Annotated in this window: 15 protein-coding genes; 10 read left to right on the top strand and 5 right to left on the bottom strand. The window is 68.8% G+C overall.

Annotated features, from left to right (window positions below; genetic code table 11):
- The first annotated feature begins 149 nt into the window (after positions 1 to 149).
- The 3 genes from ABIC66_RS09685 (at position 150) to ABIC66_RS09675 (ending at position 1,802) form a co-directional block, all read left to right on the top strand.
- Entirely contained in the window at positions 150 to 1,115 is a 966-nt protein-coding gene (locus ABIC66_RS09685) for a proline iminopeptidase-family hydrolase (RefSeq protein ID WP_354069767.1), read from the top strand.
- Between the two features lie 67 nt (positions 1,116 to 1,182).
- A complete protein-coding gene (locus ABIC66_RS09680) occupies positions 1,183 to 1,638 on the top strand; it encodes a DUF4126 family protein (protein ID WP_354069765.1) in 456 nt (151 codons plus the stop codon).
- Between the two features lie 11 nt (positions 1,639 to 1,649).
- Complete coding sequence (locus ABIC66_RS09675; protein ID WP_354069764.1) at positions 1,650 to 1,802, top strand: hypothetical protein; 153 nt, start codon at positions 1,650 to 1,652, stop codon at positions 1,800 to 1,802.
- A gap of 12 nt (positions 1,803 to 1,814) precedes the next feature.
- Here ABIC66_RS09675 and ABIC66_RS09670 read toward each other — a convergent pair whose 3' ends face one another.
- Entirely contained in the window at positions 1,815 to 2,315 is a 501-nt protein-coding gene (locus tag ABIC66_RS09670; protein WP_354069763.1) for a winged helix-turn-helix transcriptional regulator, read from the bottom strand.
- A gap of 237 nt (positions 2,316 to 2,552) precedes the next feature.
- On the opposite strand from ABIC66_RS09670, the gene ABIC66_RS09665 reads away from it, so the two are divergent.
- Together ABIC66_RS09665 and ABIC66_RS09660 are read left to right on the top strand one after the other, a co-directional pair.
- A complete protein-coding gene (locus tag ABIC66_RS09665; RefSeq protein WP_354069761.1) occupies positions 2,553 to 3,740 on the top strand; it encodes an acetyl-CoA C-acyltransferase in 1,188 nt (395 codons plus the stop codon).
- A 128-nt stretch (positions 3,741 to 3,868) separates the two neighbouring features.
- Complete coding sequence (locus ABIC66_RS09660) at positions 3,869 to 4,138, top strand: GNAT family N-acetyltransferase (protein WP_354069760.1); 270 nt, start codon at positions 3,869 to 3,871, stop codon at positions 4,136 to 4,138.
- A gap of 144 nt (positions 4,139 to 4,282) precedes the next feature.
- Here the strand turns inward: ABIC66_RS09660 and ABIC66_RS09655 are convergent, their stop codons facing one another.
- Together ABIC66_RS09655 and ABIC66_RS09650 are read right to left on the bottom strand one after the other, a co-directional pair.
- Positions 4,283 to 5,665: a M20/M25/M40 family metallo-hydrolase gene (locus tag ABIC66_RS09655; RefSeq protein WP_354069758.1), complete on the bottom strand. Its 1,383-nt coding sequence runs from the start codon at positions 5,663 to 5,665 to the stop codon at positions 4,283 to 4,285.
- Positions 5,666 to 5,874: 209 nt separating this feature from the next.
- Complete coding sequence (locus ABIC66_RS09650; protein WP_354069756.1) at positions 5,875 to 6,381, bottom strand: winged helix-turn-helix transcriptional regulator; 507 nt, start codon at positions 6,379 to 6,381, stop codon at positions 5,875 to 5,877.
- Positions 6,382 to 6,478: 97 nt separating this feature from the next.
- On the opposite strand from ABIC66_RS09650, the gene ABIC66_RS09645 reads away from it, so the two are divergent.
- Positions 6,479 to 7,276, top strand: coding sequence for an SDR family NAD(P)-dependent oxidoreductase (locus ABIC66_RS09645; protein WP_354069754.1), 798 nt, complete (start codon positions 6,479 to 6,481; stop codon positions 7,274 to 7,276).
- A 225-nt stretch (positions 7,277 to 7,501) separates the two neighbouring features.
- On the opposite strand, the gene ABIC66_RS09640 is transcribed toward ABIC66_RS09645, so the two are convergent.
- On the bottom strand, positions 7,502 to 8,071 hold the full coding sequence (locus ABIC66_RS09640; protein WP_354069753.1) for an OmpA family protein: 570 nt from the start codon (positions 8,069 to 8,071) through the stop codon (positions 7,502 to 7,504).
- A 200-nt stretch (positions 8,072 to 8,271) separates the two neighbouring features.
- Positions 8,272 to 9,141 (bottom strand): LysR family transcriptional regulator, encoded by an 870-nt coding sequence (locus ABIC66_RS09635; RefSeq protein ID WP_354069751.1) that lies wholly within the window; start codon positions 9,139 to 9,141, stop codon positions 8,272 to 8,274.
- 97 nt (positions 9,142 to 9,238) lie between these two features.
- Between ABIC66_RS09635 and bla the strand changes: the two genes are divergently transcribed.
- The 4 genes from bla (at position 9,239) to ABIC66_RS09615 (ending at position 14,857) form a co-directional block, all read left to right on the top strand.
- Positions 9,239 to 10,120, top strand: coding sequence for a class A beta-lactamase (bla, locus tag ABIC66_RS09630; protein ID WP_354069749.1), 882 nt, complete (start codon positions 9,239 to 9,241; stop codon positions 10,118 to 10,120).
- A gap of 192 nt (positions 10,121 to 10,312) precedes the next feature.
- Positions 10,313 to 10,732 carry a hypothetical protein gene (locus tag ABIC66_RS09625; protein WP_354069747.1) on the top strand — a complete coding sequence of 140 codons (420 nt, stop codon included), beginning with the start codon at positions 10,313 to 10,315 and terminating at the stop codon, positions 10,730 to 10,732.
- Positions 10,733 to 10,808: 76 nt separating this feature from the next.
- Positions 10,809 to 12,515 carry a sensor histidine kinase gene (locus ABIC66_RS09620; protein ID WP_354069745.1) on the top strand — a complete coding sequence of 569 codons (1,707 nt, stop codon included), beginning with the start codon at positions 10,809 to 10,811 and terminating at the stop codon, positions 12,513 to 12,515.
- Positions 12,516 to 12,616: 101 nt separating this feature from the next.
- Complete coding sequence (locus tag ABIC66_RS09615; RefSeq protein WP_354069744.1) at positions 12,617 to 14,857, top strand: hypothetical protein; 2,241 nt, start codon at positions 12,617 to 12,619, stop codon at positions 14,855 to 14,857.
- Positions 14,858 to 14,874: the final 17 nt, after the last annotated feature.

Here is a 14,874-nt window from a genome sequence, read left to right as displayed (position 1 = left end):
GGGCCGGACCGTATGAGGAGCGATCAAGCCGATCAAGAGGGTGTTTCGAAAAAACTGTACACGCTGTCCGAGCGAACCGAACCCCTCTTGCCAAGCGGCCGAAGCCGCCGATTAATCCCGCCGCGACCAGGACTCGCGGAGGGGCTCGGATGACCGATCGAACGATGATCAGCCGGCGTGGCGCGCTGGCCGGCGGCGCCGCGCTGCTGGGCGCGGCTGGGACGACCCAAGGGGCCTTTGCCGCCATGCCCGAGGCCGAGGGCTACGCGCCCGTTCCGGGCGGCAAGATCTACTGGCGGCGGTTCGGTTCGGGCGGCAAGACGCCGCTGCTGACCCTGCACGGCGGCCCGGGCGCGGCGCACAACTACCTGCTGTCGATGAAGGCCCTGGCCGACGAGCGGCCGGTGATCTTCTACGACCAGCTGGGGACGGGTAAGGCCGACGCCCCGACCGACGAGACGATCTACACGATCCAGCGCTCGGTCGACGAGGTGGACGCCGTGCGCAAGGCCCTGGGGCTGGAGAAGGTCGTGCTGTTCGGCCACTCGTGGGGCTCGATGCTGGCCATCGAATATCTGTGCCAAGGGCGCGGCGCGGGCGTCGAGAAGCTGATCCTGGGCGGGGCGCTCGCCAGCACGCCGCAGGCCATCGCCGGCCAGCAGCGCCTGATCGACGGCATGCCCGACGGCTTCGCCGCCAAGCTTCACGGCCTGGAGAAGGCCGGCAAGATGGCCACGCCGGAATACGCGGCCCTGACCCAGCGGTTCTACGACAACTTCGTCCTGCGCGTGCAGCCGTCCCAGGACGCCCTGGTCTCGTTCGAGGCCCTGTCCAAGTCGATCGCCTACCGCGTGATGAACGGCCCCAACGAGTTCTATATCACCGGCGTCATCAAGGACTGGGACCGCCGTAAGGACCTGAAGACCATCACTCAGAAGACCCTGATCACCACCGGCGAGTTCGACGAGGTCACCCTCGACTGCCACGAAACCATTCGCGACGGCCTGGGCGGCCCCAAGCGGATGGTGGTGATGAAGGGCTGCTCGCACATGACCATGGTCGAGCAGCCGGACGCCTATAACGCCCTGGTGCGGGGCTTCCTGGCCGAGGCGTAGATCGGACGGGATCAAACCGGGGCGCGCGGGGTTTGTCTTGGCAGACCTCCGCGTGAAGGACGCCCGCATGCTCCGCTCTCTACTCATCGGTCTCTCGGCCGGCTCCCGCTCGATGACCCCGCTGGCCGCCGTCAGCGAGGCGGCCCATGGCGGCCACCTGGCCGCCGACAACAAGGCGGCGCGCCTGCTGGCCCATCCCTGGGTCGCGGCGGGCTCCAAGGCCCTGGCGGCCGGCGAGCTGTGGGGCGACAAGCTGCCCTCCGCCCCCGACCGGATCGTGCCGGCCGGCCTCGCCGCGCGCGTCGTCACCGGCGGCTTGGCGGGCGCGGCGCTGGCGCCCCGCAAGTGGTTGATCCTGGGCGCGGCGATCGGCGCCGGCGCGGCGGTCGCGGCCGCCTACGTCACGTTCGGCGCGCGGATGAAGGCCATGCGCCGCTTCGGCCAGACCTCGACCGGCCTGGTCGAGGACGCCCTGACCGTCGGCGCGGCCCAGCTGGTCACGCGCGCCCTGCCCCGCCATTGAGGAGGGTTCGGATGACGACGGAAAAGCCCAAGGACGAAAGTCCCGAGGCGCCACCAGCGCCCGAACCCGCGGACGAGGCGACGGCCGAAGGCGTGCGGCGTCAGCGCGAGCACATCAAGGAACTGACCGGCGAGGATCCCCTGCGCGGCGGCGTCGCGGACTAGCGGCGGACAGCCTCACTCAGCCGCGATGCGGGAGGCTTCCAGCGCCTCGCCGACGGTCGGCATCTGCTCGTCCTGCGGCATGCGTTCGAGATCGCGACGCTGGACGACCTCCTTGCATTCCTCGCACGCCAGGACGGGATGGAACGCACAGCCACAGCTCTTGTGGCGAAACAAGGCCGGCGATTTGTCGCGTCCGTAGACGTGCTGGTCCCCCCATTCGGCCATGGTCAGCAGCACCGGCGACAAGGCCAAGCCCTTTTGGGTCAGCCAATATTCGTGGCGCGGCGGTCGCTCGGAATAGCGGCGGGTTTCCATGACCCCATGACCCACCAAGGTCTTGAGCCGCGCGGCCAGGACGTTGCGGGCCACGCCCAGCCGCTCCTGCCACTGCTCGAAGCGCTTCACCCCGGCGAAGGCGTCGCGGAGGATCAGCAAGGTCCACGGATCGCCCACCACTTCCAGCGTGGCGGCGACCGAGCAACGTTCGTTCGTATAGTCAGCTGTACGACCCATTTTGGCAGGGTGCGGCGTTCCGCGAGGGAAAGCAAGAGACCGTTGCGTTTGAAGATGAACCGGCGTAGGTTTTTAATCGCAATTGACTCTCTCGGTTATTGCATGACTGGTGAGCGGCCTGGCGATCCCCCGTCGGCGCCGCTCGCCCCTTTCTCATCACATTCTCGCAACCCTCTTGCGTATGACGGGACAGTCAGGGCCTATCTCGCCTCAAAATACTCTCAGGGAGCCTAGTTCATGTCCGCGTCCGATCCCGTCGTCATCGTCTCCTACGCCCGTACGCCGATGGGCGGCTTCCAGGGCGCGCTGGGCGGGGTGAAGGCCACCGAGCTGGGCGCGACGGCGGTCAAGGCGGCCATCGAGCGGGCCGGCGTTGCGGGCGACAAGGTCGAGCAGATCATCATGGGCTGCGTGCTCCCCGCTGGCCTCGGCCAGGCCCCGGCCCGCCAGGCGGCGATCGGCGCCGGCCTGCCGCTGTCGGTCGAGGCGACCACGGTCAACAAGATGTGCGGCAGTGGCATGCAGGCCGCGATCATGGCCCATGACGCCCTGGCGGCCGGCTCGGTCGACGTCGTGGTCGCCGGCGGCATGGAGAGCATGACCGGCGCGCCCTATCTGATGTCCAAGCACCGCGGCGGGGCCCGGATCGGCCACGACCAGATGTGGGACTCCATGTATCTGGACGGCCTCGAGGACGCCTACACCCCCGGCAAGCTGATGGGCGCCTTCGCCGAGGATACGGCCGCGACCTACCAGTTCAGCCGCGAGGCCATGGACGACTACGCGACCAAAGGCCTGGCCAAGGCCAAGCACGCCATCGAGAGCGGAGCCTTCAAGGCCGAGATCACCCCGGTGACCGTCGTCTCCCGCAAGGGGACCGAGGTCGTCGACACCGACGAACAACCCTTGAAGGCCGACCCGGCCAAGATCCCGACCCTGCGCCCGGCCTTCAGCCGCGACGGCGGCATCACCGCGGCCAACTCAAGCTCGATCAGCGACGGCGCGGCCGCCCTGGTCATGACCCGCGAGAGCGTCGCCAAGGCCCTGGGCCTGCCGATCGTCGCCAAGGTCGTCGGCCACGCCGCCCACGCGCACGAGCCGGGCCTGTTCACCACCGCCCCGGTCCCGGCCATGCGCAAGGCGCTGAACAAGGCCGGCTGGGAGGTCTCGGACGTCGACCTGTTCGAGGTCAACGAGGCCTTCGCCGTGGTCGCCATGATCGCCCAGCAGGAGCTGGGCATCGATCCGGCCAAGCTGAACGTCAACGGCGGCGCCTGCGCCCTGGGTCACCCGATCGGCGCCTCGGGCGCGCGGATCCTGTGCACCCTGATCTCGGCCCTCCAGGCGCGTGGCGGCAAAAAGGGCCTGGCCTCGCTCTGCATCGGCGGCGGCGAAGCCACAGCGATGGCGATCGAGCTGGTTTAGCCGATCTGTCATCCCGGCCGCAGCGCAGCGAAGCGCCGGGATGACGGAATTTGATGCGTCTTGCCGCGCTGCCGGAGCGGCTTACCTAAGCCGTAGCATCTCTTGCCCGTAAGGCGCGTTCCCTCGTCATGACCGACACCTTCCGCCACAACCCCGAACTCAGCCGCTATGAACTGGAGGTCGACGGCCTGCTGGCCGTGGCCGACTATCAGCGCGCCGGGCACCGGCTGGTGATCCCGCACGTCGAGGCCGACATGGCCTTGCGCGGCACCGGCGCGGCCGGACGACTGATGAGCAAGGTCGCCGAGACGGCGCGCGCGGAGGGCATGCGGATCACCCCGTTGTGCTCCTACGCGGCCGCCTGGCTGAAGCGGAACGATCCGGACCTGATCGCCTAGAACCCCCACAATCCGCTCTCCCCGGCGAAAGCCGGGGTCCAGATTCAGCCTGAGCGGCTTGAGTGATCGCGCCCTTACGCCGAGTTGGCCAATTCAAGCGCCCTGGGTTCGACCTGGGCCCCGGCTTTCGCCGGGGAGAGCGGGTTATTTAGGCGTAGCCGGCGCCGCCGGAACCACGCTCTCGAAGCTGCCCGCCGCGCCCGGGAACACCACCGGGCTCTCCCAGCCGTCGGCGCTGACCGAGGACACCCCGAAGAAGAAGTCGTCGATCACCACGTCCTTCAAGGTCGTGGCCGTTCCTTCCGGAACCCAGCGGCTGAAGCGCCATGTCGGGTCGGTGGTCACGCGCCACCACACCCGGTGGCCGGCCGCGCCCGGCGTCGCCGCCCACGAGACCTTGGTGTCCGGGCTGACCGCGCCCTCGATCTTGACGCCTGACGGCGGCGGCGGGGCCGAGGCCAGGCTGGCCATGGCGATGGTATTCAGGCGGGTCACCTGGGCCAGGTAGCTGAAGTCCACGCCCTCGATCACGTCGCCATAGGGCTTGCCGTTCTCGGTGCGCAGGGTCTGGTGCTGGCGGTCGTAGTTCTCGACGGCCTCGGTGACGCGCACGGCCGGATAGCCGGCCTCCAGCAGCGGGACCTGGTCGCCGCCTCGGCCGTAGCGGTCGGTGCGGTAGACCATGGTCACGTCGAAATTGGTCAGGTAGCGGTCGGCCAGGCCGTCCAGGAAGCGGGCCAGGTTGCGCGAGGGACTGTCGACCTCGCCGCCGTTGTAGCGCCGGCCATTGGCCTGTTCCGGCGTCTCGACCGCCTTGGTGCCTTCCGAGAACACCCGGACGTGGGTATTGTCCATCACCCCGCTCTGGCCGCGGCTGTTGCCGACGATGTCGTTGTTGAGGTCGGCCTCGACCTTCCAGCCATTGGCGCGGGCGTAGTCGGCCAGCACCTTGCCGCCCAGCAAGCCCTGCTCCTCGCCCGACAGGACGGCGAACACCAGGGTGGCCGGGAATTTGTGCTTGCTGAGCACCCGCGCGGCCTCGATCACCGCCGCCACGCCCGAGCCGTCGTCATTGGCGCCGGGGGCGTCGCTGGTGAAGTCCATGACGTCGGTGACGCGGCTGTCGATGTGGCCGGCGATGATGATCACCCGGTCGGGGTCGCTCGTGCCCTTCTGGATGGCCAGGACGTCCATGACCTCGGTCGGGTTGGGCACGCGGCGGCCGGTGACCGTCTGGGCGGGCGTCTCGACCGTCAGGCAGCCGCCGCAGTCCTTGGAGATCGCCTCGAAGCGGGCCTTGGCCCAGCGGCGGGCCGCGCCGATGCCGCGCTTGTCCGACTTCGCATCCGACAAGGTATGGCGCGTGCCGAAGCCGACCAGCGCGCGGATCGTGCTCTCCAGCGCCTTGGCGTCGACGTCGGCGGCGATGGACCGCAGCAGCGGCTGGTCGGTCGACGGCGCGGGGGTTTCGGCGTGAGCGACGCTGGCCGCCGCGAGGCTGGCGACGAGGGCGAGAGACAGGCGCATGCGGACTCCGGAACGGCAGAGGTCGAACGTTGCCGTTGCGCGCGCCTTCAGACAACACACTTTCCTAGCCCACACCAACTCCCGCTCTCCCCGGCGAAGGCCGGGGTCCAGATGGAAGGGCGCTGGAGTGGGGCGCTAGGAGCGCCGCGTTCCTCCAGTCAGCCAAACAGCGTGAGATCTGGGCCCCGGCTTTCGCCGGGGAGAGCGGATCATTGGGAAGGCTTCTTCGCCCGCTCGGCGATGAAAGCCACCCGGTTCAGCACCTCCGGCCCCGCCGCCGGTCCCGGGGCATAGGCGAAGGCCTCGGCGGTGATCGGCTTGCCGCTGACCCGGTCGACCAGGATCGGCTCGGCGACCTTGCCCGTCTGGCGATCGACCAGCTGGCCCGCCGCCCCCTCGGGCGCGAAGTGGCGATTGCCGAACGCCAACATCGCGGTCAGCACCCCGCCGAAATCGCGGCCGAGGTCCGTCAGCACATATTCGAAGCGCGGCGGCCGTTCGTTGTAGGCCCGCTTCTCGAGAAGGCCGTTCTCGACCAGAGCCGCCAGCCGCTTGGTCAGGATGTTGGGCGCGACGCCCAGGCTCTTCTCGAACTGGTCGAAGCGGGTCAGCCCATGGCTGGCGTCGCGCAGGATCAGGAAGGTCCAGCCGTCGCCCACCCGCTCCAGCGTGCGGCCGACCGGACATTGGGTGGGGGGACGTTCAGATTTGCTCATGACGAATAATCTGGCTACTCACTTGCGAAATGCAAGTTACCTCATAGCTAAGGGAAACGCCGGACCGCTGGGGCCTCGGCAAAGGACTTAGACGACGATGAGCGACAACAACAGCAAAGGCGTGGCCCTGATCACCGGCGCGTCCACCGGCATCGGCGCGGTCTATGCCGACCGCCTGGCCAAGCGCGGCCACGACCTGATCCTGGCGGCTCGCGACGAGGGCCGCCTCAACGCCCTGGCCGAGCGCCTGCGGGCCGAGACGGGCGTCAAGGTCGAGGTGATCAAGGCCGACCTGACCGACAAGGCCGACCTGGTGACGCTGGAAGAGCGCCTGGCCACCGATCCGGCCGTCGAGATCCTGGTCAACAACGCCGGCGCGGCTGGCTTCGTGGGCTTTTCCACCACCGACCGCGACGCGATCGACCGCCTTATCCAGCTGAACGTCACGGCCGTCGCGCGCCTGGCCCAAGCGGCCTCGTCGGCCTTCGTGCCGCGCGAGCGCGGGACGATCATCAACCTGGCCTCGGTGGTCGGGCTGATGCCGGAGTTCCGCTCGCCGGTGTACGGCGCGACCAAGGCCTTCGTGCTCTATCTGACCCAGGCCCTGCGCGAGGAGTTCCCCGCCGGCGTGCGCCTGCAGGCCGTGCTGCCGGGCGCGACCCGGACCGAGATCTGGGAGCGGGCCGGCCGCGACGTAAACGAGCTCGACCCGAACATGGTCATGGATGTCGACGACCTGGTCGACGCGGCGCTGGCCGGCTTCGACCAGGGCGAACTGGTCACCATCCCGTCGCTGCCGGATCCGGCCGACTGGGCCGCCTTCCAAGGCGCCCGCGGCAAGCTGGCCCCGAACCTGTCGCGCCGCTATCCGGCGGATCGGTTCAAGGCGGCGTGAAGGTACAATACGAACTGTCATCCCGGCCGTAGCGCAGCGAAGAGCCGGGACCGCGGAAAGCTCTGAGCTTCCGGCGGTCCCGGATAGCCTCTGCGAGGCTTCCGGGATGACAAATCATATGGCGAAAGCTCGCCGGCGCGGCGCTCACTCCCGCGCCGGCGAGTCCGCCCTGGTCGGCTTTCCGGGTTGATGCCTCCCGGGAAAGCCGGCCTGGAACGCGTAAAACTAGCTGAGCACCATCACCACGACGCGGCGGTTCTGGGCCCGGCCCTCGCGCGACTCGTTGGGCGCCACGGGGGCGTCTTCGCCGTACGAGATCGTGGCCATCCGGTTCAGGGCCACGCCGTGCATGCTGAGGAACTTGCGGACCGTTTCGGCGCGCTCCTCACCCAGTTTCTGGTTGTAGGTCGGGGCGCCCGAATTGTCGGTGTGGCCCTGGATTTCCAGATACACGTTCTTGTTGTCGGCCTTCAGCTTCTCGGTGAACTCGGCCAAGCGCTGCTCGGCTTCCGGCGACAGGGTCGCGGCGTTGACCGGGAACTTCACCGAGTCGTCGCTGAGCACCAGGGCGTACTGGAACTTGCCCTCGGCCAGCTTGCCGGCCGCGGTGGCGCGCTCGAGCGCGTCCTTGGCGGTCTTGTCGAGTTCGCTGATCTGGGTGTCGTGAGCGCTGACCCGCGTCTCGACCTGACCGACCTGCTGGTTGACGAACTTCTTGGTCGCGCAGCCGCTGACCGACAGGCCGCCCATCACCAGGGCGGCGGCGACCATCATGGTCTTCGTGCTTGCTATCATTGTCTGGGTCTCGTCCGTAGAAGGGGGCGCGAGACGTCCTGCAACGCTCGCCGTTGCAAATCGGCAAGCCAAACTAGGCCAAAGATGGGCGCGATTCCGGCCATTCGGGGTCAAGCTAGACCATTGATCCAGCTCAACAATTCGAGCACTTCTTATATCGCGCGCAAGCGCCGTGTCCGGACTTTGGTTCCCAAGATTTTTTATTCCTTGGACGTGTCTGAAAGCCACAGCTGGAAGGTCCGCAGGGCCGGACTCGGGGCCTTGGACTTCAGCCAGGTCAGCCAGTAGCGACCGGCGCTGACCTGAGTCGGGAAGGGACGCACCAGGCGGCCCTCCCGCAGATCGCGAGCAAACATCATCGGCGGCGCGAGCGCTACTCCTATTCCTTGCATCGCCGCCTCGACCATCACCCAGGAGCTGTCGAACACCGGCCCGCGGATCGGCGGCGGCGACAGGCCGGCGGCGGCGAACCAGTCCGGCCAGTCGGCGGCCCGGTAGCTGCGCAGCAGGATCTCGGCGAACAGGGCGGCCGGATCGGTCAGCCGCTCGGCGATGGCGGGCGAGCACAGCGGGCTCATCGGCGCCTCGAACAGCGGCGCGGCCTCGGTCCCGTGCCAGGCCCCGTCGCCGAACCGCACCGCGCAGTCCAGGCCCTCGCCGGCCAGGTCGGTGCGGTTGTTGTTGGTGAAGAGCCGCAGGTCGACGAACGGATGAGCCTCGCGGAAGGCGGGCAGGCGCGGCAGCAGCCAGCCGACCGCGAAGGTGCCCACCACCCCGACGCTCAGCACCTCCAGCACCCGCCCGCCCTCGAACCGGGCCAGGGTGTCGCCCAGCCGGTCGAACGCGTCGCGGACGCTGGGCAGCAAGGCCAGGCCCTCGTCGGTCAGGGCCAGGCCGCGCGGCAGGCGGCGGAACAGGGCCGCGCCCAGCCGGGCCTCCAGCCCCTTCACCTGGTGGCTGACGGCGGCCTGGGTCACGCACAGCTCGATGGCCGCGCGGGTGAACGACAGGTGCCGGGCCGAGGCCTCGAAGGCGCGCAGGGCGTTCAGCGGCAGTTGGGCGCGGCTCATGCGGTAGACCCAAATAAAACTAGGGACTCCGCCAAGGTATCGTCGTTTGCGGCGATGACCAGTCCCGGGGCACGGTCCGTGGGCAAGGAGACCCCACATGCTTCATCGCAGAACGTTCCTCACGGCCCTGGCGGCCGCGCCCGCCGCCCTGCCCGCTTGGTCGCTGGCCGCCCAAACGGCGCCGCCAGCCCTTACCTCACGTATCAGCGACCTGGAGCAGCGCAGCGGCGGCCGGCTGGGCGTGGCGGTGCTGGACACCCACGACGGCCAACGCTTCGCCTGGCGCGGCGAGGACCGCTTCCGGATGTGCAGCACCTTCAAGATGCCGCTGGCGGCCGCCATCCTGCGCCGGGTCGACCAGGGCCGCGAGCGGCTGGGCCGCTGGATCGCCTACGGCCCCGAGGTGCTGATGGGTAATTCGCCGGTCACCGAGAAGCACGTCGGCGCGGGCATGATGGTGGCCGAGCTATGCGAGGCGACGATCACCAGGAGCGACAACGCCGCCGCCAACCTGCTGCTCGATGCTCTAGAAGGCCCCGCTAGCCTGACCCGCTTCCTGCGGGCGATCGGCGACCAGACCACCCGCTGCGACCGGCGCGAGCCCGAGCTGAACACCGGCGCGCCCGACGATCCGCGCGACACCACCACGCCGTCGGCGATCCTGGAGACCTGGAAGACCCTGCTGCTGGGCGACGCCCTCTCCCCAGCCTCCAGCCAGCAATTGACGGACTGGGTCGTCGCCAACCGGACGGGCGACAAGCGCCTGCGAGCCGGCCTGCCGCGCGGCTGGCGGGTCGGCGACAAGACCGGCAACAACGGCAAGGACACCACCAACGACATCGCCATCGTCTGGCCGCGCGGCCGCAAGCCCGTGCTGATCGCCTGCTTCCACGACCGGGGCAGCGCGGACGACGACGCCCGCGACGCGGTCCACGCCGAGGTCGCCCGAGCGATCGTGGCGGCGGGGTTCGGGGCGTAGGCGGAAAAGCTATCCACAGGGCAAGCACTGGAGCGCTCCCTTCGTCTCGTCGCGTATCCGCATCGTGACGGAGGGGGCGCGCGGCCACCCAATTCCCGTGGATATCCCCGCTCGGAAACCCACGTTTCCGTTTCCCGACAATGTCTTACAGGAAAACGCAGGTTTCCTGTCCCCGGCCTTGTCGGCGGCCTCATGCTTCTCCCCATGAGCGACACCCAGACCCCCGCCCGCACCTGGTGCGAAACCCTGCAGAAGAAGCTGATGGACGCGATCGACGCCGCCTGGGCCATGGCCGAGCGCAGCGACGATCCGGCCGTCATCGCCAAGGCCCGCGACAAGGCCAGGCTGGCCGGCCAGATGGCGGCCGAGGCCCGCAAGATCGCCGCCCTGGTTCCCCCGCCCCGCGGCGAGCCGCGCGGCGACAGGGGCCCGGCTCGCGCCGCGCCGCCCGCCGTCGATGTCGATGTCGAGGCCATCGCCGTCGAGGACGTCCCCCACGCCGCCCCCGCCAGGCCGCCAGCCGCCCAGGCGCAGGCCATGCGCGCGGCGCTCGAGAAGATCGGCCGACGTCCGCCGGCGCGCGGAACAAAGTGTCGCACCCCCTCAGCCTAAACGATGGGGAAACGCTGACGCTTTAAGGCTGACGCCACAGCCCTCGAGCGCGCCTCGACGGGGTTCGGGGGAAGAGTTGCCGAAGAGTCCGGATCACCATGCGTCCACGGCGGAGCTCGCCGTTTCGCAAACGCCCGTCCAGGACGGGCGGGAGGCGCGCCGCGCGCCGTGGCTGGCCTACGCCAACCTCAAGCTCGAGGCGGCGATCTTCCTGCTGCTGGCCGTGACCTTCGCCGCGGTGCTGGGCAAGGGCGCCATCACCACCCAGACCCTGGACCTGACGTCGGATTCCGGACGCTTCGCGGGCTTCACCTTCTCGGACGCCGACGATGGCGGCCGCTCGGCCATCTCGGCCGATCCGAAGAGGCCGCTATCCTGGTCGTGCCGGATCCGCGAGGGCGTCACCTATCCCTATTGCGGCTACGGCTTGCAGCTGGACACCGTCGGCAAGACCGGGAAGGTCGAGGGCCTGAACTTCACGCCCCTGCAAACCATCACCCTGCGGTTCACCTATCACGGAACCGGCGACCGCCTGCGCCTGCTGGTCCGAAGCGCGCCGCCGCCTGCCCTGCGCGGCAAGCTCAAGGACCAGTTCGTACCGCTGGCGACGGACTTCCCGGTCGTGCGAGGCCGCAACACGGTGCGGCTGCCGCTGGCCCAGCTGGCGCCCGAGCAATGGTGGATCGCCAGCCACGGCCTGTCGCCGGAAGAGGCCGCGCCGGTCCTGGACGAGGTCCACGTCGTCGCCATCACCAGCAGCAACGCCAAGCCGCCGAGCGACATGGCCGTGTCGGTCGACGCCATCACGCTGGAGGGCTCGCACCTGTCGAGCGAGCACTTCTACCTGATCATCCTGGGCGCCTGGCTGGTCGTGACCGGAGCGTTCCTGGCCTACCGGGTCCTGCGGATGCGGCGGGACTACGAGACTCGCCAGCGCCACCAGGCCAACGAGGCCCGCCTGCTCGCCAGCGCCCACGCCGCCGCGGCGGCGGCCAGCAGCGCCAAGTCGCGGTTCCTGGGCAATATGAGTCACGAGCTGCGCACGCCGCTCAACGCGGTTCTCGGCTACGCCTACTGGCTGAACCGCACCAGTCTCGATCCCAAGCAACGCGACGCGGTCGGCGCCATCCAGTCCAGCGGCGAGCACCTGCTAGCCATGATCAGCGACATCCTGGACATCGCCAAGATCGAGGCCGGCAAGTTCGAGCTGCTGGCCGCGCCGCTCGACCTGGAGGATTGCGTGACCGGCGTCGGCGAGATGTTCCGCCTGCCCGCCCAGGAAAAGGGCCTCGACTTCGTCGTCGAGTTCGCGCCCGACTTGCCGGCCAGTGTCGTCGCCGATCGCAAGCGCCTGCGTCAGGTGCTGATCAACCTGGTCGGCAACGCGATCAAGTTCACCGCGCGGGGCGAGGTCGCCCTGCGGGTCCAGAGGGTCACGCCAAGGACCGCTTCCGATGGCGAGACCACACGGCTGCGCTTCGTCGTCGAGGACACCGGTGTCGGCATCGCCGCCGACCAGGTCGACACCATCTTCCGCCCGTTCGAGCAGGCCGGCGACCAGGAGAGCCGCGGCGGCGGCGCGGGCCTTGGCCTGAGCATCACCCGGCAGATCGTCGAGATGATGGACGGGGACCTCGCCGTCGAAAGCCAGCCGGGCCGGGGGAGCCGTTTCACGGTGGAAGCGACCTTTCCGCTCGCCCCGGACATCGCCGCCCCGGCCCCGCCGCGCCTGGCCCCGACACGCCTGGCCCAGGGCGCCGGCCGGAGCTCCACCTTCGGCTAGGAAAATTTTAACGCTCAGCTTGAGGGTGTTTAGTAAACTCTATATAGATCCCTAGATTGAAACGCGTTCACCCACGAACGCGAGGGATTGGAGCGCGCGTAATGGCCACGACCCAGCTGACCCTGAAAACCTATTACGACAACCTGATGCGGACGGACTTCGCCCACATCCCGGCGGCGCACCAGGTGCTGATCGCCAACCTGTCCAACCAAGTCGATAGCGGGACTCTGACCCTGGCCGCGGCCCAGAGCCAGGTGCTGAAACTGGCCGGCGAGACCACCTCGGTCGCCAGCCTGGCCTACAGCTTCTTCACCGGCGGCATCCCGTATTCCAGCGGCTTCGACTATCTGGTGTCGCCGAACGGCTCGAACCCCAACAACCTGAACTCGGCCTACTACCAGTCGGTCACGCTCGAGAACCGCTACATCAACTTCGCGATCAACCTGGGCAAGGGTGGCGAAGGCGCCAGCTGGTTCGCCGCCAACTACGGCGCGCTCAGCATGAGCGACGCGTTGATCAAGGCCTATACCGAGATCTTCGGCACGGCGCCCGACGCGGCCAAGGTCGACGCCATCCTCAACACCCAGGTGCCCAACGGCGTGGGCGGGACCTATACCCGCCAGATGTATTTCGCCAGCTGGGGCGCCGACGGCCTGACCGGCCAGGGGACCAAGGCCGCCATGGTCGGCTGGCTGATGGCCGAGGCCATCAAGGCCGACACCGGCGTCTACGCCCAGGCCAATGACGCCTTCCTGGCGGACCTGGCCCAGGATGGCGTCGCCGCCTTCCGCAGCGGCCTCGTGACGGCCTACGGGACGCCGACCACTGGGACGACGGGCGCGACCCTGACCGTGTCTCCCGACAAGTCGATCTCGCCGACCGCGACCGACGTGACGCTGAGGTCGACGGCCAACAACGACACGATCACCGGAACCGCCGGCCTCAACGCCGGCCAGAGCATCGACTCCGGCGCCGGCCACGACACGATCAACCTGACCGGCACGATCTATGGCGCCATCACCACCGCCGACGGCGGCGACACTATTACGCTGGGGACCCTGGGCGCCTCGACCCCGACCCTGGGCGTGCCGGCCCAGTACGGGACCGTGACCCTGGCCGGCGGCGGCACGACCGTCACGCTGAAGGGCGACATGGTCCAAGGGACCAGCCTGACGGCGACCGGCACGGCCAACACCCTGCATGTCGACGGCGGCGCCTCGGCCTCCTACGCCGGGACGATCAGCGGCTTCCAGACGGTGTACTACCACACGACCCGCGCGGCGCCGGTGACCGGCGCCGGCGTGCTCTACAGCGTCGTCGACAACGCCGCCGACACCGGCGCGATCACCTTGGGCGTCACCAAGGAGACGGTGGTCCTGAAGGACTCGCCGAACGCGGCCATCATCAACACGGCGCCCCTGGCGAACGGCGGGACTAAGGTCGACATCCACCTGCAGAACTACAAGGGCGCGCCGACCACGGCGGTCTCGACCGGCATGGGCGGCTATTACAGCCCCAACGGCGGCTTCATCGGGCTCATCCTCAGCGCCGACTCGGTCGAGGATCGCCACGCCACCCTGGCCCTTCACGTCGACACCGACAGCACGGCGGGCCTGATCTACGGCCGGGGCATCAACACGATCTTCGGCCCCACCACGCGCTACGGCGTCGAGAACCTGACGATCACCGGCCCCGGCAAGCTGACCGCCCAGATCTCCAGCAACTTCACCAATGTCGACGCCACCCAGGCCGGCGACCTGAACCTGACCTACGAGGCGATGACCTCGACCACCGCCCAGACCTTCCGCCTGGGCGACGGGACCAACACGCTGAGCATCTTCTTCAACGGCAACACCGCGGCCCTGACCCCGGCGTCAGTGAAGTTCTATCTGGGCGCCGGCGTCGACACGATCAAGCTGACGGGCGACGCGATGCCGTCGCCGACCGGCGGCAACGTGTTTGCCGCCACCTCGCTGGCCAACCTGCACATCCAGAATAACCTCACCGTCGACACGCCGCCCGAGATCATCGGCTTCCAGAAGGGCGTCGACCACCTGGTGCTGGACGCCCTGGAGCATGCGGTGACCGCCAACGTCCAGACCTATGCCGACGGCAAGACGAGCCTGACCGACGCCGTGATCGCGGTCTCGGCCCACGTGGCGGCCAACACCGTAGCCGTCTTCACCTGGAACGGCGACACCTATGTCTACGCCCAAGATGGCACGGTCGGCGTCAACATGGGCCCCAGCGTCAACACCGGCGACGGCCTGATCAAGCTGGTCGGCGTGACCGGCCTGACGGTCGGCACGGGCGCGGGCAGCTACGACATCCACTACGGCTGACGATTGACGAAGCCCCC

This window comes from Caulobacter sp. 1776 (genome assembly GCF_040545685.1).
GTDB lineage: Bacteria > Pseudomonadota > Alphaproteobacteria > Caulobacterales > Caulobacteraceae > Caulobacter.
This window is presented reverse-complemented; position numbering and strand designations above follow the sequence as displayed.